This is a genomic window from Pseudomonas sp. FEMGT703P, from assembly GCF_002786345.1.
Classification (GTDB): domain Bacteria; phylum Pseudomonadota; class Gammaproteobacteria; order Pseudomonadales; family Pseudomonadaceae; genus Aquipseudomonas; species Aquipseudomonas peli.
Map to the genome: position 1 here is coordinate 450731 of NZ_PGCM01000010.1, position 25538 is coordinate 476268.

At 59.3% G+C, this 25538-nt stretch carries 22 protein-coding genes and 3 pseudogenes; 8 read left to right on the forward strand and 17 right to left on the reverse strand.

Annotation, left to right across the window (positions count from 1 at the left end):
- Positions 1-40: 40 nt before the first annotated feature.
- Positions 41-1120: a patatin-like phospholipase family protein gene (locus CUR33_RS15650; RefSeq protein WP_289240246.1), complete on the reverse strand. Its 1080-nt coding sequence runs from the start codon at positions 1118-1120 to the stop codon at positions 41-43.
- Between the two features lie 196 nt (positions 1121-1316).
- Here CUR33_RS15650 and CUR33_RS15655 point away from each other — a divergent pair, with 196 nt between their 5' ends.
- From CUR33_RS15655 to CUR33_RS15670, 4 genes are read left to right on the forward strand one after another with little or no spacing between them, the layout of a single operon-like run.
- Positions 1317-1625: a PepSY domain-containing protein gene (locus CUR33_RS15655; protein ID WP_160087008.1), complete on the forward strand. Its 309-nt coding sequence runs from the start codon at positions 1317-1319 to the stop codon at positions 1623-1625.
- Positions 1625-1942: a PepSY domain-containing protein gene (locus CUR33_RS15660; RefSeq protein ID WP_289240247.1), complete on the forward strand. Its 318-nt coding sequence runs from the start codon at positions 1625-1627 to the stop codon at positions 1940-1942. The genes CUR33_RS15655 and CUR33_RS15660 overlap by 1 nt, the downstream gene beginning before the upstream one ends.
- Positions 1943-2611, forward strand: a complete 669-nt coding sequence (locus CUR33_RS15665; RefSeq protein ID WP_090253630.1) for a response regulator transcription factor — start codon at positions 1943-1945, stop codon at positions 2609-2611.
- Positions 2608-3927, forward strand: coding sequence for a sensor histidine kinase (locus CUR33_RS15670; protein ID WP_289240248.1), 1320 nt, complete (start codon positions 2608-2610; stop codon positions 3925-3927). The genes CUR33_RS15665 and CUR33_RS15670 overlap by 4 nt, the downstream gene beginning before the upstream one ends.
- Before the next feature lie 27 nt (positions 3928-3954).
- Here CUR33_RS15670 and CUR33_RS15675 read toward each other — a convergent pair whose 3' ends face one another.
- From CUR33_RS15675 to CUR33_RS20800, 3 genes and pseudogenes are all read right to left on the reverse strand, one after another.
- Entirely contained in the window at positions 3955-4551 is a 597-nt protein-coding gene (locus tag CUR33_RS15675) for an NADPH-dependent FMN reductase (RefSeq protein WP_170049936.1), read from the reverse strand.
- 110 nt (positions 4552-4661) lie between these two features.
- Positions 4662-5417 (reverse strand): methyl-accepting chemotaxis protein, encoded by a 756-nt coding sequence (locus CUR33_RS20795; protein ID WP_420875471.1) that lies wholly within the window; start codon positions 5415-5417, stop codon positions 4662-4664.
- Positions 5418-5519: 102 nt separating this feature from the next.
- Positions 5520-6806 (reverse strand): annotated as a pseudogene (locus CUR33_RS20800) (PDC sensor domain-containing protein); the annotation flags it as partial.
- 278 nt (positions 6807-7084) lie between these two features.
- Here CUR33_RS20800 and CUR33_RS15685 point away from each other — a divergent pair.
- From CUR33_RS15685 to CUR33_RS15695, 4 genes and pseudogenes are all read left to right on the forward strand, one after another.
- Positions 7085-8404, forward strand: coding sequence for a Na+/H+ antiporter family protein (locus CUR33_RS15685; protein ID WP_289240250.1), 1320 nt, complete (start codon positions 7085-7087; stop codon positions 8402-8404).
- A 118-nt stretch (positions 8405-8522) separates the two neighbouring features.
- Positions 8523-9095, forward strand: a pseudogene (locus tag CUR33_RS20805) (cache domain-containing protein); the annotation flags it as partial.
- Positions 9096-9188: 93 nt separating this feature from the next.
- Positions 9189-10205 (forward strand): annotated as a pseudogene (locus tag CUR33_RS20810) (methyl-accepting chemotaxis protein); the annotation flags it as partial.
- Positions 10206-10566: 361 nt separating this feature from the next.
- Positions 10567-11961: a pectin acetylesterase-family hydrolase gene (locus CUR33_RS15695; protein WP_289240251.1), complete on the forward strand. Its 1395-nt coding sequence runs from the start codon at positions 10567-10569 to the stop codon at positions 11959-11961.
- Between the two features lie 37 nt (positions 11962-11998).
- Here CUR33_RS15695 and CUR33_RS15700 read toward each other — a convergent pair whose 3' ends face one another.
- The 13 genes from CUR33_RS15700 to CUR33_RS15760 form a co-directional block, all read right to left on the reverse strand.
- Positions 11999-12637, reverse strand: a complete 639-nt coding sequence (locus CUR33_RS15700) for a hypothetical protein (RefSeq protein WP_289240252.1) — start codon at positions 12635-12637, stop codon at positions 11999-12001.
- A 59-nt stretch (positions 12638-12696) separates the two neighbouring features.
- On the reverse strand, positions 12697-13185 hold the full coding sequence (locus tag CUR33_RS15705) for a DUF4442 domain-containing protein (protein ID WP_282876013.1): 489 nt from the start codon (positions 13183-13185) through the stop codon (positions 12697-12699).
- Between the two features lie 91 nt (positions 13186-13276).
- Entirely contained in the window at positions 13277-15277 is a 2001-nt protein-coding gene (locus CUR33_RS15710) for a PhoX family protein (RefSeq protein WP_289240253.1), read from the reverse strand.
- Positions 15278-15545: 268 nt separating this feature from the next.
- Positions 15546-17141, reverse strand: a complete 1596-nt coding sequence (locus CUR33_RS15715; RefSeq protein WP_282876011.1) for an isocitrate lyase — start codon at positions 17139-17141, stop codon at positions 15546-15548.
- A gap of 615 nt (positions 17142-17756) precedes the next feature.
- Entirely contained in the window at positions 17757-18566 is an 810-nt protein-coding gene (locus CUR33_RS15720; RefSeq protein ID WP_289240254.1) for a secretin N-terminal domain-containing protein, read from the reverse strand.
- Positions 18563-19204, reverse strand: coding sequence for a DUF7931 domain-containing protein (locus tag CUR33_RS15725; protein ID WP_090253655.1), 642 nt, complete (start codon positions 19202-19204; stop codon positions 18563-18565). Before CUR33_RS15725 ends, CUR33_RS15720 begins: the two co-directional genes overlap by 4 nt.
- Before the next feature lie 8 nt (positions 19205-19212).
- Complete coding sequence (locus CUR33_RS15730; protein ID WP_090253657.1) at positions 19213-19638, reverse strand: GNAT family N-acetyltransferase; 426 nt, start codon at positions 19636-19638, stop codon at positions 19213-19215.
- Positions 19631-20797: a ribosomal protein uL16 3-hydroxylase gene (locus CUR33_RS15735; RefSeq protein WP_289240255.1), complete on the reverse strand. Its 1167-nt coding sequence runs from the start codon at positions 20795-20797 to the stop codon at positions 19631-19633. Before CUR33_RS15735 ends, CUR33_RS15730 begins: the two co-directional genes overlap by 8 nt.
- A gap of 78 nt (positions 20798-20875) precedes the next feature.
- Complete coding sequence (gene purB, locus CUR33_RS15740) at positions 20876-22246, reverse strand: adenylosuccinate lyase (protein WP_289240256.1); 1371 nt, start codon at positions 22244-22246, stop codon at positions 20876-20878.
- 86 nt (positions 22247-22332) lie between these two features.
- Positions 22333-23193: a DMT family transporter gene (locus CUR33_RS15745; protein WP_289240257.1), complete on the reverse strand. Its 861-nt coding sequence runs from the start codon at positions 23191-23193 to the stop codon at positions 22333-22335.
- 4 nt (positions 23194-23197) lie between these two features.
- Positions 23198-23818: a high frequency lysogenization protein HflD gene (hflD, locus tag CUR33_RS15750; protein ID WP_090253665.1), complete on the reverse strand. Its 621-nt coding sequence runs from the start codon at positions 23816-23818 to the stop codon at positions 23198-23200.
- Positions 23815-24933 carry a tRNA 2-thiouridine(34) synthase MnmA gene (mnmA, locus tag CUR33_RS15755; RefSeq protein WP_289240258.1) on the reverse strand — a complete coding sequence of 373 codons (1119 nt, stop codon included), beginning with the start codon at positions 24931-24933 and terminating at the stop codon, positions 23815-23817. Before mnmA ends, hflD begins: the two co-directional genes overlap by 4 nt.
- A 60-nt stretch (positions 24934-24993) precedes the next feature.
- Positions 24994-25434, reverse strand: coding sequence for an NUDIX hydrolase (locus tag CUR33_RS15760; RefSeq protein ID WP_289240259.1), 441 nt, complete (start codon positions 25432-25434; stop codon positions 24994-24996).
- Positions 25435-25538 lie beyond the last annotated feature (104 nt).

Below are 25538 nucleotides of genomic sequence, written 5' to 3' on the forward strand. Positions count from 1 at the left end.
CCTTGGTCATGCTGCTTTGGGTGTTCGGTCGGCTTCAGTTTTAGAGTGGCTGCAGACGCTCGCCGAGGCGGCCGCTGTCTACCAGTTCGAGAAATTCGTCGCCAAGCCGCTGGCTTTCGCTCATGGCCTTACGCCAATAGCGTTCGCGGCCGGCATCATCGCCCAGGTAACGACTGAAGTCCTTGCGGTCTGGAAGTTTGCCATGGGGCAAGCGGGCTAGGTAGTCACGTGAGGGGGCCAGCAGCAGAACATCCTGCAGGCGCCCGCCATCACCCCGGCGCCAGGGCATGCCCTTGTCGAACCAGCCGGGAATGACCTTATCGGTGAAGTGCGGGTAGAGCACGATATCGTCGCCGCTGTACGGCAGGTCGAGGTGGTAATCAAGCAGGCCACCATCGCGGTAGGTGCCAGGGCCGGCGCCGGGGATATCGCGGACCCCTTGCATGATCATCGGGATGGAACCGGAGGCCAGCAATGCATGACGCAGATTACCGCTGTCGAGTTGCAGATAACGCGAGGGGAAGTCGCTGAGCGTCCCTAAGGGCGGAGCAAGGCGGGCGTCGTGCAGAATCACCCGCTCGAAGTGCTTAGCCAGTCGCGGACGGCCCAGCAGATTGCTGCCAATCACCGATGACAGGCCCAGGCCGAGTGCCCCGCGGTGATCGTGCTGGAGCAGGCCATGGCTTTTCACCACGACGATATTCAAACGGTAATGCGGGTTGCTGAGGATGTTGGCGTCGTCGTCGCCGAGCAGTTGATCAAGCATCAGGCTGCAGCTACTCGACACCTGCGCCATGCTCACGCCTTTGGCAAAGCGCTGCGAGGTATACAGCTCGCCGAGGCGACGCAGGCCTGCTGCAGCATCCGGCAAACAGGCGCTGGCGAAACGCCAAGAACCGATGGACGCTCCGATCAGCGACCGCTCGCGCGGCGCGCGTTGCAGCCAGTCGCCGAACAGCGCCAGATCCAACCCCTGAATCCCTAACGCTTTCGGCCCACCCGCAGCGCCGGGCAGAATGCCGACATCGGCTGGTTGCAAGCCGTGCTCGCGAATACGCGCGAGGGCGCGTTTGCCGGCCTTGATTGTCAAGGCAGGGGACTTGATTAATATCGCACTCATGCTGGCCTCCATCGCGCAAGGCAGCGATTATAGGGCGCTGAATGGCCAGGCCAAGCGACTTCAGCGCGTGAATGATGTGCGCGTGGGTTGAGATAAATCAGTGCTTGCGCCAAGTATTAAGCAAATTCAGCTTGAGTTAAGTCGTGTGCAGTAACTTGGACTCCGTCGAAAGCCAACTCCATTAAGGAATCTGAACATGAAAACACTAACTGCTGTATGTGCCGCTGCTGCTCTGACTTTGACTGCCGGCCTCGTTCAAGCCCGTGACCTGGGCCCGGATGAAGCACTCAAACTGCGTGACGCCGGTACCATTCAGTCCTTCGAAAAACTCAATGCTGCCGCTCTGGCGCTGCATCCAGGCAGCAAGACCGAAGACACCGAGCTGGAAGAAGAGTACGGCCGCTACATCTATCAGGTTGAAGTACGCGACGCCCAGGGTGTGCAGTGGGATGTCGAACTGGATGCCACTAATGCACAAGTGCTGAAGAACCAACGAGACGATTAATGAACACCACTGCTTGGCTGCCTCGCGCACTCCTGGCCTTCCTGCTGCTGACGCTGACGCTCAGCAGCAGCGCGCGCGACCTGGATCAGGATGAAGCACTCCGTCTGCGCCGCGAGGGGTTGATCATGCCCCTTGAGCAATTGCTGCAGATGGCCTTGCAGCGCCATCCTGGCGCGGTGCTATTGGAAGTCGAGCTGGAAGAAGAGGACGGCGTACTGGTCTACGAAGTCGAACTGGTGACTGAGGACGGCACTGTGCGCGAACTGGAATTACATGCCAGCACCGGCGAAGTGCTCAAGGATGAGGTGGAAGACTGAATGCGCCTGTTGCTGGTTGAAGACCATGTTCCCCTGGCCGATGAGCTGCTGGCCGGTTTGATCCGCCAAGGATATGCGGTGGATTGGTTGGCCGACGGCCGCGATGCAGCTTATCAGGGGGCCACTGAACCCTATGACTTGATCATTCTCGACCTCGGCTTGCCTGGCAAACCGGGGATTGAGGTGTTGCAGGAATGGCGTTCTGGTGGGCTCACCACACCGGTCTTGATCCTTACCGCACGCGGCTCCTGGGCTGAGCGGATTGAAGGGCTCAAGGCGGGCGCCGATGACTACATGAGCAAACCCTTCCATCCGGAAGAGCTGCACCTGCGAATCCAGTCTTTGCTGCGCCGTGCTCATGGTCTGGCCAACCAGCCGCAACTGGAAGCGGCGGGTTTGCAACTGGATGAAGGGCGACAATCGGTACAACGCAACGGCGAAGAAGTGCAGCTGACTGCCGCGGAATTCCGCCTGCTGCGCTATTTCATGCTGCATGCTGGGCAATTGCTGTCCAAGAGCCACCTGGCTGAGCACCTGTATGACGGTGAAAGCGAACGCGACTCGAATGTCATCGAAGTGCACGTTAACCATCTGCGGCGCAAGCTGGGGCGCGAGATCATCGAAACCCGCCGCGGGCAGGGCTATCGATTCAGCGGGGATACTGCTTGAGGTCGATTCAACGGCGTTTGAGCCTTGGCCTGGTCAGCGTATTGCTGATTGTCGGCCTGCTGCTGGCGCAAAGCAGCCTTTGGCTGTTTGACCGCAGCCTACGGGGTTACCTGCAAACAACCTTACAGGATGAAACCCAGACGTTACTGGGCGCGGTCGTGCGTGGGCCCAATGGCTTGCAGCTGGATGAACGTCGCCTGAGTGCCGCCTACAAGCGGCCATACTCCGGCCTGTACTTTCGCATCGACCTGAATGAGCAGAGCTGGCGCTCGCGCTCACTTTGGGACCGAGAGCTGCACACAGTTGAAGCCGAAGGCTTGAAGGACGCACTCGGCGACGGGCCTCAAGGTCAGCAATGGCTGGTCTACCGTGCTGATTATCAGCGTTATGGCCAGCCCATCGTGATTCATGTGGCGCGTGATTACAGGCCGATACTCGATAGTTTCAGCCAGGTGCAGAAAGTTATTCTGGGCTTGGGAGTCAGTGCACTGGTGCTGATTTTGTTGCTGCAACGGCTGATCGTCAGTCGGGCATTGCGCCCGCTGGAACAAGTCCGCAGGCAGCTTTTGCAGTTGCAGCAAGGCCAACGTAGCCAGCTGGATCAGCAGGTGCCGCTTGAGCTGGAACCGCTGGTGGCGCAGATCAACCACCTGCTGGCGCACACCGAAGACACCCTCAAACGGTCGCGCAATGCGTTGGGTAACCTCGGCCATGCATTGAAAACACCGCTTGCGGTGTTGGTCAGTCTGGCAACGCGGGAAGAGCTCAAACAGCTGCCGCAATTGCGCGAAAGCCTGAACGGTCAGTTGCAACAGATCGAGCAGCGCATCGCCCGTGAACTGGGGCGTGCGCGTTTAGCTGGGGAGGCCTTGCCCGGCGCGCATTTTGACTGCGCCAGCGAGCTGCCGGAGCTGTTCTCGACCCTGACAATGATCCACGGCAACCACCTGCAACTGGAGTGGCAGGCCGAGCCTGGTTTGCGCTTACCCTGGGACCGTGAAGACCTGCTGGAACTGCTCGGTAACCTGCTGGACAACGCCTGCAAGTGGGCGGATAGCCAGGTACAGCTGCATATCTGCAAAGTGACAGCGGGCTACCAACTTACGATTGATGATGATGGCCCGGGTATCGACGCCGCGCTGCGGGACGAAGTGCTCAGCCGTGGTAGTCGTCTGGATGAACAGGTCGCCGGTCATGGCCTGGGCCTGGGTATCGTTCGCGATATTGTTGATGCGTGGGGCGGAAGTTTGCAGCTGGCAGAGAGCCCGCTGGATGGGTTGCGCGTCACGGTCAGCTTGCCGCTAAAACGCACCTGAGGTCATCAGGTGCGTTCAGTGCAATCTTTACATGCCGTTGGCAAATGCCGGGTTGCTCATATCAATACTGGCGCGAACGGGAAGCAGGGCGTGCGCATACTTGACCAGAATATCCAGCTCATAATCGATCCGTGCGTGCAGGCGCTGGTCCTCTTCGTGGCTCGGTTCTGGCGTGTTTAGCACCTTCTCGACACTGCGTACGATCAAGTGCTCAGGCAAGTAGCAGAGGCGGCAGTTCTTGTAGCTGGAGGCGCGCAGCTCGCTGATCGGATAAGCCCCACCCACCCCTGACGATACGCCCACTAACAAACCTGGCTTGTGCGCCAGCTCAGCTTTGCTGGCGTAGATAAAGAAGTTCTTGATGGCCGGGCAGGCCATGCCATTCCACTCCGGAGAAATGATCACCACGGCATCGGCAGCGGCCAGTTGCTTGCTGTACAGCCCCCAGGGGCCGGCGTCTTCAGCAGGCCACAGCGGCAGCGGGGCGAGGCCCAGGTCGATCACATTGCTTTGCGCATCATCGGTGTAGCCCAACTGAATCAGACGCTGGCGCAAAAAACGGGCAACCTTGCCCGATTGGCTGTTACTGCGGCTGGAACCGGCCACTAGGGCAATATTGAGCATCGTTCACCTCTCGATTTCTGCGGCATCAATAAAAAACGCAGGCTAACAATGGTTAGCCTGCGTCACAAGGAAGCAGCCGCCAGAGTGGCGGTCCTATCATGCCATCTGCGCTAAACGCGGAATTGGTCCATCAGGCTTTGCTGGTGGTTGGCCAATTTGTTCAGCCCTTGGCTGATTTTTGCTGACTCGTCTGCCTGGGCGGAAATCGATTCAGTGACATCCCGGATCGAAGCGACGTTTCGGTTGATTTCTTCGGCCACCGAACTCTGCTCCTCAGCCGCGCTGGCGATCTGCAAGTTCATGTCGGTGATCACGCTGACCGCTTGGCTGATGCGTTGCAGCACGGCCACTGCCTGCTCAACCTGCTCAACGCTGCCCTGCGCCTGGCGATGGCTGCTGTGCATGGTGCTGACCACTTCCTTGGTGCCGCTTTGCAAGCCTTCGATGACTTGGCGAATTTCCTCCACCGAGTCCTGGGTGCGTTTCGCCAGGTTGCGCACTTCATCCGCCACCACGGCAAAACCACGGCCTGCTTCACCGGCGCGGGCGGCTTCAATCGCAGCGTTCAGGGCCAAAAGGTTGGTCTGTTCAGCGATCGAGCGGATCACTTCGAGTACTGAGCCGATCTTCTCGCTGCTATTGGCCAGGCCTTCGACTTCCTGCATGGCCACGTTCATCTCGTTGGCCAGCAGTTCGATGGTCGAAGTGGTTTTACCGATCACACTCATGCCTTCACGGCTGGCTTGGTCGGCAGTGCGCGCGGCTTCTGCGGCTTGAGCCGCGTTGTGCGCCACATCCTGCGCTGTGGCGCTCATTTCCTGGAACGCTGTAGCCACCTGATCCACTTCACGGTATTGCTGCTGCATGCCGTCGCTGGTCTGGCTGGCGATCAGGGCGGACTGATCGGCTGTGCTGCGCGCATCCTGCACGCTGCGTTTAACGTCAGCGATGATGGGTTGCAGTTTGTCGAGGAAACGGTTGAACCAGCTGGCCAGTTCGCCCAGTTCATCCTGCTTGGCGTACTCCAGGCGACGGGTCAGATCACCTTCGCCGCTGGCGATGTTCTTCAGCATCGCTGCAACACCGAGAATCGGCCGGGTCACGCCCAGCGCCGTCAACCAGATGAGCAGAATCCCTACCACCCCGGCAACCAAGCCAAGACCCAAGGACACCGCAGTGCTGCGCGTGCCCATTTCATCCATTTGCGTTTCAAGACGGGCAGCGGGCGCTAACAAAACCTTCTCAGGCGCCTCCATCAGCACGCCCCACGGCTGCGACTCAGGGATTGGCAGCAGCGGTTGCAGCACTTGCAGTGCGCCATCATGGTGCAAAGTTTCCTGACGATTGCTTGCCACCAGGCTGAGGATTTCGTTGTGTTGATTGGTAAAGGCTTTTTCCAGTTTCCCGCCCAGCAGGCTGCTGTCGCGGCTGTGCCCAGCCAGCAAGCCGGCGGGGCTGATGATGCTCACATGGCCGGCACCGTCGAATAGACCTTGATGAGCATTGGTGCTGAGCTCTTGCAGGCTGGCCAAGCTGATATCAACCCCCAATACGCCGATCACCTTGTCGCCTTGGATCAAGGGGAAGGCGATGCTCGTCATCAGGGTTTTTACCCCGTCAGCCTCATCAATATAGGGATCAAGCAAGCACACCTTTTTTTTCTGCAGTGGGCAGCTGTACCACGCGTTGTAGGGCGCGCCGCTGATTCCTGGGGTGGTGTCATTGAGGCTTTCTTCTGTCATGGCCTCGGAGCTCAGCTCACCGTTATCACCCTGTGACCAATAGACCGAAAAGCGACCTTTGTCATTGCTGCCCAGGTTGCCTTGATCAGCAAAAAGCTCATCCTTGCCATCCAGCGCGTTCGGTTCGAATGCGACATAAATACCCAGCAAACTGCGGTTGGCTTCCAGCGCACTGCGCACCTGACGAGTCAGGTCTTCACGCAGGTCAAAGGCATCTAGAAAGCGCTTCTCAGCCTGTTCCCGAATAAACAACACCTGCGTCGCCGCGCCGCGCCCGTATTGATAGGCGTCCATAAAGTAGCGTTGAATCTGCAACGCTTGGGATTCGCCGCGTGCGGACATCCGCAGCTGTGCAGACTCCTGCAGCATGGCGGTGCTGGCCTGCTTGACCAGGCTGGCACTGCGTGAGGCCTGAATGACCGAGGCGGATACCAGCACCGCAACAATGGCCAGCAAGCACAGGCCTGCCAATAGGGTGATTTTCAACTGGATGGAAAGTCGGCTGAACAGCATTTTCAGGACCTTTATAGGGCAGAGGCTTAGAACGCCTATCGGCGCTTAGGCGCTTTTCTTTAAGTGTCACGTCAAGTAAAGCAGAGCAATTAGCAGGCCAGTGTGAACACTGTAAATCGCAGGGTAATCGAAATCTGCAACGCAGTGTATAGAATAATTTACGGGTGTTTTGACAGGTCAGTCAGCATTAGGCAGAGTACGCGCCCTTCGCCGAGCCGGCGCAGCATCCACGACGGGTCAAACCTTCGTGGACCTATTTAAATCGCGGGAGTAAATCGATGAACGCAGTCGTTGCGGCAGTGGGAATCATGCTGATCCTCAGCTTGTGCCGTGTACACGTGGTAGTGGCTCTGATCGTTGGCGCCTTGGCCGGTGGCCTGCTTGGCGGCCTCGGTGTTGAGGGGTCGCTGGCGGCTTTCAATAAGGGCCTGGGCGGCGGGGCGACAGTGGCGTTGTCCTATGCCTTGCTGGGTGCCTTTGCCGTGGCGATTGCCAAATCCGGTCTGGCCCACGCACTGGCGGACAAGGCCTTGGCGATGGTCAACAAGCAGGACGCTAAAGGCGCCGGTCTGCTCAAGTGGCTTCTGATTGCGCTGCTGTTGGCGGTGGCGATTTCCTCGCAGAACATCCTGCCGATTCATATCGCCTTTATTCCGCTGCTGGTGCCGCCGCTGCTGTATGTATTGAGCAAGCTGCAGCTTGACCGTCGCTTGATCGCCTGTGTGCTGACCTTCGGTCTAATTACCCCGTATATGTTTCTGCCCGTGGGTTTTGGCAGCATCTTTCTAAATGACATCCTGCTGGCCAATGTCGCCAGTGGCGGCGTCGATACCAGCGGCCTGGACGTAACCAAAGCCATGGCGATACCCGCACTGGGTATGCTGTTTGGCTTGCTGGTGGCGGTGTTCTTCAGCTACCGCAAAAAACGTGTCTACGACCTGAGCAAGATTGAGCAGGCCGAGCGCGTAGATGTTGCCTACAACCCATTGAGCCTGCTGGTGGCGGGTGTGGCGATTGCTGCCGCGTTTGTTGTGCAGCTGTGGCTGGACTCGATGATCATCGGTGCCCTGGTCGGCTTTATCATCTTCTCGGTGTCTGGTGTGGTGCGTTGGAAAGAGGCCGATGGCCTGTTTACCGAAGGTATGAAAATGATGGCCATGATCGGCTTTATCATGATCGCTGCCGCCGGTTTTGCCGAAGTGATGAAGGCCACCGGTGAAGTGAAAAGCCTGGTCGACAGCTCTGCTGAACTGATTGGCCATGACAAGGCGCTGGGTGCGCTGCTGATGTTGCTGGTTGGCCTGCTGGTAACCATGGGCATCGGTTCGTCGTTCTCCACCGTGCCAATCATCGCGGCGATCTTCGTACCGTTAGGTCTGCAACTCGGCTTCAGTCCGCTGGCCATCCTGTGCATCGTCGGCACCGCCGGCGCACTGGGTGATGCCGGCTCGCCAGCCTCCGACTCGACCCTCGGCCCAACCGCCGGGCTTAACGTCGATGGCCAGCACAACCACATCTGGGACAGCGTTGTGCCAACTTTCCTGCACTACAACCTGCCGCTGCTGGTATTCGGTTGGGCAGCAGCTATGGTGATTTAACCGGGGCATTGTTCGCCTGCAGCGTTATTGCTTTAGGCGATTCAACCTTTCAGCGGGGCTACCGATAAATCGATAGCCCCGTTTTTATTTCGCTCCACTGCCAACCAAGGACCTGCCGATGCGCCTAACCTTGAAATCAAAAGTCGTGCTGTTGGCACTGATCCCGGTGGTGCTGTTTGCCCTGGTGCTCAGTGGTGCTGCCGCCAAGGTGTTACAGAACCTGGCCGCTCAGGAAGTCAAAGAAACCCGCGAACGCTTGCTGCAGGAAAGCCGCAACGAGTTGCAGCACTACGTACAGATCGCCCTGGGATCTGTACAAACGCTGTATGACGGTGCTGCGCAAGGCGACATGGCCAGCCGAGAACAGGCAATCGTCATTCTGTCGAAGATCAAGTTCGGCAAGGACGGCTACTTCTTCGGCCACGACTCCAACGTGGTGCGCCTGTTCCGCGGCGATAGTCCGGTAGACGTCGGCAAGAGCCTGGCCGATCGCCGCGACCCGAATGGCGTATACATCAACCGTGAACTGGTGAATGTCGCCAAGAACAACAGCTACTACGTCAATTACAGCTCGCCACTGCCAACTGATGACTCTGTGCTGGTGCCGAAAATGGCCTACAGCTACTACCTGCCGAAATGGGACATGGCCCTGGGCACGGCAATCAACCTCGACGGCGTCGAAGCGCAGATTGCTCAGGTACAAGGTGAAATCGACGAGCGTATCAGCACCATCATCACCAGCATCATGGTGATTGCCGCCGTGCTGCTGGTGATATTCGGCATTGTCGGGGTGGTGCTGAGCAACACCTTCCTGCGCCCGCTGCAGCAGATCAAGGACAACCTCGATGACATCGCCGCCGGTGAAGGCGACCTGACGCGCCGCCTACCGATCAATGGCGACGACGAGCTTGGCCAGCTGGCCGGCTCGTTCAACCGGTTTGTCGAAAAAATCCACGGCCTGGTTCGGCAGATCGTCGACATGACCGGCCAGCTGACTGAGTTGGTCGGCCAGGTTTCGGCCCAGACGCAGCGTTCAGAAGAGGCCATGGAGCGTCAGCGCCATGAAACCGATCAGGTGGCTACGGCCATCAATGAAATGTCCGCCGCCGCCCATGAAGTCGCGCAAAGTGCTCAGGGCGCAGCAGAAGCGGCGCAAAAAACCGACACCGAAGGCCAGGCTGCGAAACAGGTGGTCGATGGCAGCATCGAGCGCATCCACACCCTGGTGCAGGATATCCGCGACAGCGGCGTGTCGCTCGATACGCTGCAAAAAGACGTGTCGTCGATTGTCAGCGTGCTCGATGTGATTCGCTCCATCGCCGAGCAGACCAACCTGCTTGCCCTCAACGCGGCCATCGAAGCGGCACGTGCGGGTGAAGCGGGACGAGGCTTTGCTGTAGTGGCCGACGAGGTGCGCGCGCTGGCCAGCCGTACGCAGCAGAGCACCCAGGAAATTCAGGGGATGATCGACCGCCTGCAGAAGGGCACCCAGGATGCGGTGACGGCGATGCGTCGCTCCAGTGATGCTGGAGATGTCACCAGCGAGCAAGCTAACCGCGCCGGCACCTCGCTGGATGCCATCGCTCAATTGATCGCCACCATCAACGCGATGAACGCGCAGATCGCCAGCGCCGCCGAAGAGCAAACCGCTGTGGCCGAAGAGATCAACCGCAGCGTGCACAAGATTGCCGTGGCGGTTGACAGCGTGGCCGACGAAACCCAACAGGGCGCGCAGACCGCGCGCAATCTAGCTGGGCTGGGCGAACGCCTGGGCGCATTGGTGCGTCAATTCCGCATCTAGTACCTGAGGCAGGTATATAAAAAGGGAAGCTTGGCTTCCCTTTTTTATTGTCATGAGCAGTGTTCTGTCGGCGCAGACCGCAGATAACCGCCGCAGCTTAAAACCAGCAGCGCTATATCCAATAAATATGTAGGGCTGTGGTTAGTCAGAGTTTCTTGTACTAGCGTGCATGAATCGCCGGGCCCGCTTGAAATTTGAGCAGCGGCGACTCGTTTGGGTGCGCGCAGTTACTGCTGCTTCGGCGCGGTGTATGAGCAGTCTCCAGTGGGTGATGGGCTGATTTCGGGTGACAGCTGGAGGGGATTCGTACAACGGCTCGGGTATGTGGACCCATCGATAACAACAAGATGAGGGACTCACCATGTCTGTAGCGATAACACTTCGGCGCTGTGCCGCGCCGCTGATGGTTTCGGCCCTGGCAATGCCGGTGCAGGCCGAGCAGGGCGATTACAACTTCTGGCAAACCCTGAGCAACCTGGCGGCTGCACCTGCGGCAGATAACAAGGTCACTCCGGCGCAACGGCTAGGGCCGTATCCGCTGCTGGCCAACCCGAGCGGTTTTAACAGCGGCTTCAAACCGGCTAACTACTACGCCTGGCAAACCGTGCAAATGGCCCCGCAAACCGGCGCCGTGTGTGGCAACGGCTCGCCGTACAAATTCTTCGTCAACCGCGTGCCCAATACCCGCAACACCATCATCTACCTGGAGGGCGGCGGGGCCTGCTGGGATTACGCCAGTTGCACCGGTCAAAGCGGCATTCGCGGGGCACGTAACCCCGACGGCATTCCCAATGACTACATGAGCCTGCTCAACCCAGGTGCCAGTCTGGTCAGCCCCTTTGTGGTGCGTCTGCATCCCTGGACGCGCGTGAAAACTCAGAACTGGAACATGGTCTATGTGCCGTATTGCACCGGCGACATCTACTCCGGCGACAAGGTCGCGGTCTATGAAGACCCGCAAAGCCAGCAGGCGCCGCTGATCTGGCACCACAATGGCCTACGCAACATGCGCGCGGTGGTGGGCTGGTTGAAAGACAACCTGCCGCGCCCCACGCAGATGCTGACCACCGGTTGCAGCGCTGGCGGTGCCGGCAGCCTGACCAACTACGCACCAACCCGGCAGGACATCTCACCGACGCGCAGCTTCCTGATCAATGACTCCGGGCCGGTGTTCTCGGCCATCAGTGGCGGTGGTAACGAGGCTTATCCGTCCTTGCCGTTGCAGGGCTTTATCCGCAATGCCTGGGGGCTGGATGCTGGGCCGTTGCCGTACCTGCAGTCGCGTTTGCCGGGGCTTAACCTGAACAACCTGGGCACCATTTACCCGGCGTTGTCGAGCAACCTGGCGGCTGATCGCATGGGTCATACGCACTTCTGGAAGGACCTGAATTACTCGTCCTATTCCTATGAGCGTTTCTACCCGGAAATCATCAATGCTCCGAACCAGGCCGCCAAGGAGGCGCTGATCCACGCCAAATGGGATGTGGACACCGGCAGGCTGCGTAACGAGCTGGCCAACCTGCCGAATGTCGGCGGTTACTTCCCGCAGTACCGTGCGGTTAATGAAAGCCACTGCACCAGCATCATCGAGTTTGCCAACGCGGATATTCAGGAGCAGAACCTGCAGCTGGATGACTTCGTCAATAACGTGATGAATGGCAGCGGCCCGGTTCTCGATGCCTCTGAGCAGAGTGACACCGCCGACCGCAACAAACCCTTCAACCTGCTGTACTACGCGCTCGATCAACTGCTGTAATGCTATCGCCCGACCTGAGCAGCCTGCTCAGGTCGGGTTATTGATAGTGCTGTTCGCGCGCCTGCTGCAGGCGTTGGCGCAAGTACTCATCGCGGCTCAAACCATCGGGAAAGCTGTCCATGCTCAGGACTTCCTCAACGATGCGCTTCTCATCGGCCTTGTAACGACGAAACTCGGCGCTGGGTGTCGCAGCCTTGGCTTCGCGCTCGGCGCTAATCGCTTTGTAGCGGGCGACCAATGCGGCGGCCTGATCTTTCTGCGCTTGTTCATCGCCAGTGGTGAGCTGAATCAGCCCCAGCTGCAGTAACAGCGACTCACTCATGGCCAGTTCACTGCGTTGCTCGTAAGTTTCGATCTGTTCACGCAAGGCCTGCGCCTGGCTTTCACGTTGCGCGGGGGACAGCTCGGCGGCGCCGCTGACAAAGCTGCGGTAAGCCTGATGGAACGCCAGGCGTTGCTCCTGGTTTTTCACGGCGGGGTTTTGCAGCAGCTCGTGCAACTGCGCCTCGGTGGGCATCGGCGTTGTTGGGCTAACGCCCGAGAGCACGCTGGTGGAATTGTCGGCCTGAGTGGCCTGCGCAACAACCTGCGGCTCGCTGTGCAGGCGCCAATACAAGGTGCCGAGCACCGCTATCAGCACCAGCCCACCACCCACTAGAAGAGGTTTTCCCTGCACCGGCTATCTCCTGAATGACGCCGCACCGTGCGGCGTTTTCAGCTTAGACCAGTCTGCATTCAGCGCTTCTTGCTGACCCAGGCCCAGAGCATTTCACACTGGATCGGCTGGATACCGGCTTCATCGGTCACGGTCACGGCAACCAACACTTCGCCTTTTTCCTGGGTGTGGATGGCTTGAATCTGCTCGGGTGTCAGGCTGGCCACGGCGCGCAGGCTGCCGGTAGCGCGCTTGAGGTAGTCGACCTTGAGGCTTTTAATCAACGGCAGTTTGTCATCCGGCACGTTCATGCCGACCAGAAAACCCGTAGCGGATTCAGCCAGAAGCGCCATGGCGGCGGCATGCACGCCTTTGATGTGGTTCTGCACCTTGCGTTTGTTGGCGATGCTCATCACCGCCTGCTGTTGGGTCAGCGTATGCACGCGTACCTTGGCGGTACCGGCGAACTTCACCTGGGAGCCAAATAGCAGCGACAGCGCCGGGCATTGCAGAGCGCTGGGCAGTTGCTGGATTTTGCCGACGATACGGCTCAAGCGGTTGCTGGACATGCTGATGCTCTTTGCGCAGAGGGAAGGGCATGAGTCTGTCACAGCGAAATGTGACCGGCCAGGGCTGACCGGTCACATTATTGCCAGTCGATTAGAGCAAGCGACGGCCGTCTTCGCGGGTGATGATCACCGTAGCCGAGCGCGGACGCTGACCGGGGCCATCGGGCCAGGTGCTGAGCAGGTTGGTCGCCGTTGAGCCTTCGCCCGGGTGCTGGATATTGACGAACAGGGTGCGGAAGTCCGGGGTCGCGGTAATGCCTGTTACTTCGGCGCCGACAGGACCTACCAGGAAACGCTTCAGCTCACCGGTGCGTGGCTCGGCCACAAGCATCTGGTTGTTGCCGAATGGACCACTGCTTAATTGACTGCCGCTCATGTCGGTTTGAATCCACAGCCGGCCTTCCTCGTCGAACCACAGCCCGTCGGGGCTGGCCAGGCGGTTATCTGCCGTCAGCGGTTTACCGTTCGGGCCGATGCTATCGGTCTCCGGACCGGCCAGCATAAACAGGCTCCAGGCAAACTGGCGGCCGGCGTAATCCTTGCTCAGCTCACGCCAGCGGATGATATGGCCGAACGCGTTAGCGGGGCGCGGGTTGGCAGCATCGGCGCTGGTCCGGGCACTGTTGTTGGTCAGGGTGAAGTACACCTCGCCGTTGTCCGGGTTGACCGCGCCCCATTCCGGGCGGTCCATCTTGGTGGCACCCACTACGTCAGCGGCCAGACGGGTATTGATCAACACTTCACCCTGGTCGGCAAAACTCACCCCGGCGGTTTTGCAGGCTTGCTGGAATTTCTTGTCGTGGATATCCAGCGCCAGCCATTCACCCTTGCCGCTGGCGTCGAAGCGCGCGACATACAGTGTGCCTTCGTCGAGCAAGCGGCCATTGCTGCGCCCTGGGCGGTATTTGTCGCGGCTGACGTATTTGTAGATGTACTCGTTCTGTGAATCGTCGCCGGAGTAGCACACTACAGGGCGGCCTGATTTCACCGGGGCGAACACCAGGCCTTCGTGGGCAAAGCGACCGAGCGCCGTGCGCTTGACCGGGACTGATTCCGGTGCGAACGGATCGATTTCGACGATCCAGCCAAAGTGGTTGGGTTCGTTGCGATAGTCCGCGCTGGCGGTGGTAGTGGTACGCGTGGCATCGAAACGCTCGAACTCATCACCCTTGAGGTGATCCCAACCGTAGCGGCTGCTGCTGCGCAGGCCATAGCGGCTCAGCTCGCGCGGCAAGTCAGTGTCGCGGCTGGCAAAGTAGCCGGCCCAGTTCTCTTCGCAGGTCAGGTAGGTGCCCCATGGGGTAAAACCGTGTGAGCAATTGTTCAAAGTGCCGCGCGTTGCCGTGCCTTTTGGGCTGTAACGGGTTTTCAATAGCGCATGGCCGCGCGCCGGGCCGCTGATCTGCATGGGCGTAGCGCCGGTGATTCGGCGGTTTCTGGCGCTCGGCAATACAGCCCACTCGCCATTCAGGCCGCGGCGTACTTCCACCACGGAAACGCCGTGGGCGTTGATTTCCTTGCGCACTTCTTCGGCGCTGCTGCGTTTGCCGGCCACCAGGGTCGGGCCATTGGGGTGCAGCAGGGGTGCATCGATGTATTCGTGGTTGAGTACCAGCAGGCCGTGATCGCTTTTTTTGCCGCCGCGCTGTGCATCAATCGGAAAGAAATGCATGCCGTCATGGTGCATCCCCAGTTGCTCTGCCTGGTCCTGGGCGCTGTTGCTGCCATCGTTCAGGTAAGCCGGGTAGTTGCCGGTGATCGGCGTGCCCCAGGGGATAAAGGTCGTGGCGCGGTAACCATTTGGTATGCTGATGCTGTCTAAACGGTTGGTCGCAATAGCCGTGAAGGGCAGCTTGCTGCGCGGTCTAAAGTGCAGTTTTTCCAGGCCTTTGGCGGCTGGCTCTGCTGCCACCGCGGCGCCGGGCATAACACTGCCGAGAAACGCCAGGGTGCCGAGCGCTGCACCGGCGGCAAGCACCTGTCGACGACCGACGCCGTCGATCAGCTGATTGATATGCGGGTTGTTGGATGCGTTGCTGGGCAATTCATCGCCATTGCCGAACAGCACTGAGTTGTCATTATCGTGGCTCATGCAGGCTCCTTGGATTAATCGACGGGTGTCTGACGCTATCCAAGGAAATTGACGTAAACATGACAGCGGCTGTGCGAAAGCGCACAAAACCGGAAGAAGGGCGAATCGCGGGCAAAAAATGGCCGGGAGCCATTTTTTAACGTCGTACAGCGACGGCCAGAAGGGTGGCCGCCATGGATGGCAGGCCATAAAAAAATCCCAGCATTTCTGCTGGGATTTTCTTAACACCCTCAACCTTGATCGTGGCCTCGGTTGAGTGAGCCGGTTCTTAGCTGAACTGGTTCATGGTGTTGTCTTTGCCGCCGGCTTTCAGAGCCGCTTCACCAGCGAAGTACTCTTTGTGAGCGTCGCCGATGTCGGAACCGGACATGTTCTGGTGCTTAACGCAGGCGATACCTTGACGGATTTCCTGACGCTGAACGCCTTTCACGTAGGCCAGCATGCCTTGGTCTGCGAAGTAACCTTTGGCCAGGTTGTCGGTCGACAGCGCGGCGGTGTGGTAGGTCGGCAGAGTGATCAGGTGGTGGAAGATGCCGGCGTTGGCCGAACCATCGCGCTGGAAGGTACGGATCTTCTCGTCAGCAACCTGAGCCAGTTCGGTTTCGTCGTACTCGACGCTCATCAGCTTGGCGCGGTCGTAGGCGGAAACATCCTTGCCTTCGGCTACGAATGCATCGTAAGCCTGCTGACGGAAGTTCAGGGTCCAGTTGAACGATGGGCTGTTGTTGTAAACCAGCTTGGCGTTCGGGATGACCTTACGGATTTCATCAACCATGCCTTTGATCTGGCCGACGTGTGGCTTCTCGGTTTCGATCCACAGCATGTCAGCGCCGTTCTGCAGCGAGGTGATGCTGTCCAGCACGCAGCGCGCTTCACCGGTACCAGCACGGAACTGGAACAGGTTGGATGGCAGACGCTTAGGACGCAGCAGCTTGCCTTCGCGGTTCAGAACTACGTCGCCGTTCTTCAGGTCGGCAGGGGAGACTTCTTCGCAATCCAGGAAGGAGTTGTACTGGTCGCCCAGGTCGCCCGGCTGGTTGGTAACAGCGATCTGCTTGGTCAGGCCGGCACCCAGGGAGTCGGTACGCGCAACGATCACGCCGTTGTCGATGCCCAGCTCGAGGAATGCGTAGCGAACAGCGTTGATCTTGGCCAGGAAGTCGGCGTGAGGAACGGTCACTTTACCGTCCTGGTGGCCGCACTGCTTCTCGTCGGAAACCTGGTTTTCGATCTGGATGCAGCAAGCACCCGCTTCGATCATCTTCTTAGCCAGCAGGTAGGTAGCTTCCGGGTTACCGAAGCCAGCGTCGATGTCGGCGATGATTGGTACTACGTGAGTTTCGTAGTTGTCGATCTGGTTCTGCAGGTCAGCAGCTTTGGCATTGTCGCCAGCAGCGCGGGCAGCATCCAGAGCGCTGAACAGCAGGTCCAGTTCACGGGCATCAGCCTGGCGCAGGAAGGTATAGAGCTCTTCGATCAGGCCGGAAACCGAGGTTTTCTCGTGCATGGACTGATCCGGCAGCGGACCGAAATCCGAACGCAGAGCAGCAACCATCCAGCCCGACAGGTAGAGGTAGCGCTTGTTGGTAGTTTTCAGGTGCTTCTTGATCGAAATCAGCTTTTGCTGACCGATGAAACCATGCCAGCAGCCCAGGGACTGGGTGTAGACGGAGGAGTCAGCATCGTACTCAGCCATGTCTTTGCGCATGATGTCGGCAGTGTACTGAGCGATTTCCAGACCGGTTTTGAAGCGGTTCTGGGCGCGCATGCGGGCCACGGACTCAGGGTCAATAGCGCTCCAGCTGCTGCCTGCGGCGGCTTTAAGGGCGGCTACGGCTTTGATGTCGTTTTGATAAGCTGACATGGTCAATCCTTCAAAGTATGTGTTTGGTTGAGCACCGACTTCCCCACTGAACACCTGTGTTGCTGGAGGTTGTTGTAGCCAACTGCAGAACGCCGAGACATCGACTTGAGACGGAATTGATCCGGGAGGAGGGTGACGAGCTAAACAGTTCGCGGCTTCAGCTGTTACAAATGAGCGGGTCATTTGGTGTTTATCGGACGTGAGCCCGTAAACCATTCAACTTGCTGCGCACTGTGGCTAAACGCTTCCCCGTCCCTCAGGACAACTTCGTTCCAGTCGCAATCTCATCGAACGGCCTTGTGGGCTTTACAACGCAAATCGGCTCGGACGGTAAGTTGGAGCGCGATTCGGAGGGCTTTTGAGCACCTCTGATTAGCGGGAGCGGGGCCATCATGCCTCTGCCAAAAGTGTTCGTCAATTATTTTGTAGTGCTTTTCGTATGACTACTACATAAATCCAAAAACGACTGACAAGTCAGCTTTACGGCTCTATCCGGCGGCTTGCGGGGTTGGGCAATGGCGGCGAGATATTTGCTTTGCGGCAGCGGCGAAGATCAACCGATGAGCGGTTATCGGCACTGGGCCAGGGCGGCCCAGTGCGAGGGTGCTGCGAGATTTAGTTCACCACGTCGACTTTGACACGCATGCTCATGTCTTCGCGGCCCTGGGTCGAGCGATGTCGCATAAAGTCGCCTTGCTCGCCCTGCCTCTGCTCACTAACGCCGCCAATGCTGATCCACTCGCCTACGCGGCCACTGACCCGCGTATCGGTGCTCTGCACATCGATAGCGCCTGGCTGCGCCTGGCTGAGACGGTCACGGTTGCTGCTGATGTTGATGTGCACCAACTCGCCACTGAGGCTGGCAGTGACGTAAAACCCACGGGTTACATTGCGGTACTGGGTGTTGCTGTAAGGCTGGCCGTAGGCATCACGGCCTCGGGTGGTCAGGGGGACGCTCTGGCCAACCTGAATTAAAGCAGGGTAGCCCTCGGTGGCCTGCACCTGCTGAGTTCCACCGCTACGGCTGTCGGTGCTGCGGCGAATGATGCGCACCTGATCGCGTCCATTGATTTCACCCTGGCCGATCTGCACCTCGGCATCGCCCGCGCTGATCGTGCCATCGGCGCGGTAGCCGCGATCGGATTGAAAGCCCGATTCATTGGTGTCGACGCTGATCAGCAGGCGGCGTGGCTCGGTATCGAGTTGCTGCAGCAGGGCGCGCACTTCGGCAATCTTCGCCGGTTCAGCATTGACGATCAGCTGGTTACCATAGGCGTTGACCTTGCCCTCATGGCCGAGCACCGATTGCACCACGCTGAGTACCTCATCAGCCGTGCGGAAATTCAGCGGAATCACTTCGGTAGCGGCGCTTAGGGACAGGCTACAACTCAACAGCGCGGCGGCGAGCAGGGCGCGAACCTTCATAGCAGAAAACTCCGTAAATCAGCGTCGGTGATGCTGGTGTCCCAGGCTTGATCAAATTGTGCACGGCGCTGGCGATTGCGGCCGGGGTCTTGGTACAGGGCATAGCCGCTGGCCTGGCCAATTTCTGGCAAGAGCAGCAAGCCGCGATCATCGGCCAACAGAAACGCCAGCTCCTCACTAGGGTAGTCCGGGTGCAGCTTGCGGATCTGCAGGTTGCTTGATAGCCGGCGCGAAAGGCTGAGCAGGCGGTGGCCTTCCTTGACTGCACGGCTTGGGTCGCGCAGCAGAATGCGCAGTTGGTTGCGCGGGCTGGCCAGCAGAAAACGCGTGCAGGCGTCTTGCACACTGCTGTGGTGATAGAGCCAAGGCTCCAGGTCGTGACTGTAGATGCACAGGCTGCGCTGTGCTTGTTGCAACAGGGCCAGTGCGTGGGAGCGAGCTTGTTCAGGCTGGCTGAAGCGTTCCAGCGTGGTATGTGCGCCGAGGGTAAATGGCGCCGGCTCCGCTCGTGGGCTATCCGGGCTGGGGCTGCCCGGATTGTGCACAGCAAAACGCCCCGGTGACTGAAACTCGATGGCAGGGAGCTCTATGGGCTCCACCGGCTCGGTAGGGTCACTCGGGGCGTTTTCGTCGTTCATCTTGGCCTCTAGGCGCTATGACGCACCATGTCCACGTGGGGGATGCCGGCGTCGAGGTATTCCCCGCTGACGATGGCAAACCCGAGCTTTTCATAGAAGGCAGTAGCGTGCACCTGGGCGCTGAGCATTTGTTGCGTCAGGCCGCGTTTTTCCGCTTCGGCGATCACCGCCTGGATCAACGCGACGCCCACGTTCAGACCGCGCCAGTCCTTGAGCACCGACACCCGACCAATATGACCATCAGGCAATAACCGTGCGGTGCCGATCGGGTAATCGCCTTCCAACGCTAGAAAATGCACGGCATCGGCGTCTTCGGCATCCCATTCGAGCTCCGGCGGCACTGCTTGTTCCGCAATAAACACGGTTTCGCGAATGCGCCGCAGGTCAGCGTTGTCCTTCTGCCAGTCCGCCAGACGAACCTGTATCTCACTCATCAGCAAACTCCAGGCTGCCTTGTTTGACCAGTTCAACCAACAGGTTACGCCCTTCGTCATCGGCGAGCCACGCGCCGAGGTTTTCGATATGCAGGGCGTCGGCCGCGCACACCAGCTTCAGCAGTTCACGCAGGCTGGCAGACAGCAGGCGGCTCTGGCCACTGGCGAACAGCACCAGGTCGTCACCGACTTCTGACCAGGCCATGCGCGCGCTGGGATTGCGGATCAGGATTGCGCCATTTTCCAGGCTGCCGAGGAAGCCTTCTTCGTCGATCTCGATGCCGGCAATCAGCTCTGGATACTTGGGTTCGGTCATAAACTGGCCGAACCAGGTCATCAGCAGCCGCTCATCGCTCATGTGTTCGGTGAGTAGGGCCTTGAGGCGATCCAGGGCGTCTCGCTGGATCTGCGTCGGGTCGCTGGTCGGCTGCGCGTCAGCGTCGCTGTAGCGCTCTTCGTCAGGCAGGAACTGGCCGAGAAAGTCGGTGAAATGGGTGAGAACTTCAGCTGCGCTTGGCGCACGGAAGCCTACGGAGTACGTCATACAGTCATCCTCAGCGGTACCACAGTGGGCCAGAAGCGGCGGCAGATAGAGCATGTCGCCGGGTTCCAGAACCCATTCTTCAGTTTTAACGAATTCAGCGAGGATCTTCAGATCCGCGTGTTGCAGCATTGGGCTGTCGGAATCGCACACCTGACCGACCTGCCAGCGGCGCTTGCCGTAACCCTGCAAGAGGAACACATCGTAGTTGTCGAAGTGCGGGCCCACGCCGCCACCTGGCACGGCGAAGCTGACCATTACGTCATCGATGCGCCACTTGGGCAGAAATTTGAATTCTTCCAGCAGTTCAGCCACTTCCGGAACGAACTGGTCGACTGCCTGCACCAGCAGGGTCCAGTCGCGCTCAGGCAGATCGGCAAAGGCGTCTTCTGCGAACGGGCCGCGGCGCAGCTCCCAGGGGCGCTCGCCATGTTCGATGACCAGGCGCGATTCGACTTCTTCTTCCAGCGCCAGGCCGGCCAACTCGTCGGGGGAAATAGGGCTCTCAAAACCGGGAATGGCCTGGCGTACCAGCAGGGGTTTCTTCTGCCAGTAGTCACGCATGAACTCGCGAGCAGTAAGGCCACCCAACAGTTGCAGCGGAGTATCAGGATTCATCGCTAAGCCCTTGAAGTAAGTAAATACCCATAAATAAAAACGCCCGGCGCAGCCGGGCGTCTGGGAGGCTGTTGCCGGTTAGATGCGCTTGGCCTGAGCGACCGCGTTGCCGATGTAGCTGGCAGGGGTCAGGAGCTTGAGCTCGGCTTTGGCTTCTGCTGGCATGTCCAGGCCATCGATAAAGGTCTGCAGCGCTTCGGGGCTGATGCCCTTGCCGCGAGTCAGTTCCTTGAGCTTTTCGTAGGGGTTCTCGATAGCGTAACGGCGCATTACGGTCTGGATCGGCTCAGCAAGCACTTCCCAGCAAGCGTCCAAATCGGCGGCGATGCGTGCTTCGTTCAGCTCCAGCTTGCCGATGCCCTTGAGGCTGGCTTCGTAAGCGATAACGCTGTGAGCGAAGCCGACACCGAGGTTACGCAGCACGGTGGAGTCGGTCAGGTCGCGCTGCCAGCGCGAGATAGGCAGCTTGCTGGCCAGGTGCTGGAACAGCGCGTTGGCGATACCCAGGTTGCCTTCGGAGTTTTCGAAGTCGATCGGGTTGACCTTGTGCGGCATGGTCGAGGAGCCGATTTCGCCAGCGATGGTGCGCTGCTTGAAATAACCCAGGGAGATATAGCCCCAGATATCGCGATCGAAGTCGATCAGGATGGTGTTGAAGCGGGCAATCGCATCGAACAGCTCGGCGATGTAGTCGTGCGGCTCAATCTGCGTGGTGTAGGGGTTGAACTGCAGGCCCAGGTCACCTTCGATGAACTGGCGAGCGTTGGCTTCCCAGTCGATCTGCGGGTAAGCCGAGAGGTGGGCGTTGTAGTTGCCCACGGCGCCATTGATCTTGCCTAGCAATGGCACGGCTGCGATCTGAGCGATCTGCCGCTCGAGGCGGTAGACCACGTTAGCCAGTTCCTTGCCAAGGGTAGTCGGCGACGCCGGCTGACCGTGGGTGCGCGAGAGCATCGGCACGTCGGCGAATTTGATCGCCAGTTCGCGTATGGCTTCGGCTGTCTGGCGCATCAGCGGCAGCAGAACGTCGTCACGACCAGCGCGCAGCATCAGCGCGTGGGACAGGTTGTTGATGTCCTCGCTGGTGCAGGCGAAGTGGATAAATTCGCTGACCTTGTCCAGCTCAGGCAGTTTGGCCGCTTGTTCCTTGAGCAGGTATTCCACGGCTTTGACGTCGTGGTTGGTGGTGCGCTCGATTTCCTTGACGCGCTCGGCATGCTCGACAGCGAAGTTGTCCGCCAGCTCATTGAGCACGGCGTTGGCTTCGGCGGAGAAGGGCGCGACTTCGGCGACGCCTTCGTGGGCGGCCAGGCGCTGCAACCAGCGGACCTCAACCAGTACGCGGAAACGGATCAGACCGTATTCGCTGAAGATCGGGCGCAGTGCGCTGGTTTTGCCGGCGTAGCGGCCATCGACGGGGGAAACCGCGGTGAGCGAGGAAAGCTGCATGGGAGGCGTTCTCGGACAATCGGGCATTGAAAAGGGCGCGTATCATACATGAAATTGGCCGCTGAATCGCGATTGGCTGCGACCGTTCAGCCGCGTTTACTTCGAGCAATCGACAGCAGGCTGGCGCTGAAAATCAACGCCGCACCGATCAGCGAGGTCAAATCCGGGGTTTCACCCCAGCGCAGCCAGGCAATCAGCCCAGCAAACACAATCGCCAGGTAGGCGAAGGGGCCAATCAGCCCTGGTGGTGCCAGGCCATAGGCTTTGGACATGATGATCTGACTGGCAGTGGCCAGCAGGCCGATCACTAGGAGCAAGACCAGCTCATGCTGGGTCATCGGTTGCCAGGCCCAGGTCAGCGGGATGGCCGAGATCAGTGCACTGAACAGGGAAAAGTAGAAGACGATGCGAAAAGCCGGCTCGGTGTCGCTCATTTCGCGGATAGAGACAAAGGCGAATGCGGCCAGCACACTGGCTGCAAGGCCGATCAGGGCCTGACTGTCGAGCAATGCAGCGGAGGGTTTGGCCACCAACAGTACGCCAACCAGGCCGATGCCAGTGGTTAGCAGCATGCGTTTACTGAGCGGCTCTTTTAGCCACCACCAGGCGATCAGCGGGGTGAATACCGGCGCCGAGTAGGTGAACAGCATCGCGTCGGCCAGTGGCAGGTGGGCAATGGCGTAGAAGAAGCAGTACATCGCCGCCAGGCCATAGGTGGTGCGCCACAGGTGAGACTTCAAGCGGGTGGTCTTGAGCGGGCCAACCCCCTTGAGCAAGACCAGCGGCATAAAGAACAGCACGCCGACCAGGTTGCGAAAGAACACCACCGACTCGTTGTTGACGCTGACCGACACTTCGCGAATGCCCACGCCCATCAGGGAAAACAGCAAAGCGGAAAGTGCCAGCAAGGCAGCGCCCTGCAGCGGCTTGACCGAGCGCGTGCTCATGCGCTCAAGACCGCAGCAGCGGGTAAAGTTCCTTGAGCAGCTTGCTACGACTGAACACCATCTGCCAGCGATGGCCGCCCAGTTGGCGCCACAGGCGCGCCGAGCGAATGCCGGCGAGCAGTAGCGCACGGATCTTCGCGGCATTGTTGGTCTGTTGCAGGTGGCGCATATCGCCTTGCACCTGAATGCGCTGGCGGAAGGTGCTGATGGTGTCCTGATACAGGCTGGCGCAGTTGGATATCACGTTTTCATGGGTCGGGCCGAAGTGCTCAACCTGCTGCTGTACTTGATCAAGGCGGCTGCCCATGACTTGCAGCATATCGCCGCGCTTATCCAGCTGACGCTCCAGCGCGAGCAGGGCCAAGGCATAACGCAATGGATCACGTTGCAGGCTGGCCGGGTCGCGCTCCAGGGCGCTGACCAGCGCGCGGTAGCCATCACGCAGGTTGAGGTCATCGCCGCCGTAAACGTCCAGAGTGTCCTTCGGGTCGCGTACTAGCAGGCTGTTGATCATGCAGGCTACGGCGGGCTCGCCGATCTGGCCGGTACGCGCCAGCTTGTCGACCAATACGGCTGATTCGAATACCGCGCCGAGGGCGATCAGTTGCTCGCGGATTGGATTCATGCCCGTTGCTCCCGCGCAGTCCAGGGTTCAGCGGTTTCAATCACGCCGCCACCCAGGCAGATTTCACCGTCGTAGAACACCACGGACTGGCCCGGGGTCACGGCGCGCTGCGGTTCATTGAATACAGCGCGGTAGCCGCTGGCGGTTTTCTCCAACGTGCAGGTCTGATCGCTCTGGCGATAGCGCACCTTGGCCGTCAGCTCACGCGGCGTGCTCAGATCAATCGGGTTGACCCAGTAAATTTCCGAGGCGAGCAGGGCGCGGCTGAACAGCCATGGGTGTTCATTACCCTGACCAACCACCAGCACATTGCGCGTCAGGTCCTTGTGCAGGACATACCAGGGCTCGTCACTGGCGTCTTTCAAACCGCCAATGCCCAGTCCCTGGCGCTGACCGATGGTGTGGTACATCAGGCCGTGATGACGGCCGATAATTTCGCCTTCGGTGGTTTCGATATTGCCGGGCTGAGCTGGCAGATACTGTTTGAGGAAGTCGCTGAAACGACGCTCGCCGATAAAGCAGATGCCGGTGGAATCCTTCTTCTTCGCCGTGGCCAGCGCATATTTCTCTGCGATGGCACGCACCGCTGGCTTTTCCAGCTCGCCGACCGGGAACAGTGTCTTGGCGATCTGCTCGCCACCGACCGCATGCAGGAAATAGCTCTGATCCTTATTCGGATCGAGGCCCTTGAGCAGCTCGGTGCGCCCGTCGATATCATGGCGGCGCACGTAGTGGCCGGTGGCGATCAGGTCGGCGCCGAGCATCAGGGCGTAGTCGAGGAAGGCTTTGAACTTAATTTCGCGGTTACACAGGATGTCTGGGTTCGGTGTGCGTCCAGCCTTGTATTCGGCGAGGAAATGCTCGAACACGTTGTCCCAGTATTCGGCAGCAAAGTTGGCGGTGTGCAGCTTGATACCAATCTTCTCGCACACGGCCTGGGCGTCAGCCAGGTCATCCATGGCGGTGCAGTATTCGGTGCCGTCGTCTTCGTCCCAGTTCTTCATAAACAGGCCTTCGACCTGATAACCCTGTTCAAGCAGGAGCAGGGCTGAAACCGAGGAGTCGACGCCGCCGGACATACCGACGATTACGCGCTGAGTAGTTGGATCTGACATGGGGATACTGGGCACGGGCTTAAAAAGAGGGCGATTCTAGCAGGCGTAGAGCTGTGGCCGTTAATCGCGGATCAGGCTCAAGGGAAAACACTGGCCGCCCAGGTAGTCATCAATGCAACGCAATACCAGCTCGCTGCGCCAGCGCTCGGGCTGCGCGGCCAGCTCGTCACGGCTTAGCCAGCGCGGGCCGATAATGCCGTCATCCAGCGGATAATTGGGCCGCTGCTGCAAGGGTTTGGCGGCAAAACACACGCGCTGGTAGGTGATGCCGTTACTGGGGGCGGTATACAGGTAAATGCCAGTAACGCCAGTCAGCTCGACATCCCAGCCGGTTTCCTCAAGGGTTTCGCGCAGCGCCGCCTGTAACAGGCTCTCGTTGGCCTCCAAGTGGCCGGCTGGTTGGTTGAATACAGCGCGGCCTTCGGCAATTTCTTCGACCAACAGAAAACGGCCTTGGTCTTCGATGACCGTAGCCACGGTGATGTGAGGCTGCCACTGCATGAGCGTGCTACCTATTTATGGGAAAAAGCGATCTTATCCTGATTCTCTCTGCTCTGAATGCACAAACCCCAGCACGTGGCCGGGGTTTGTGGTGTTGCTGCGCC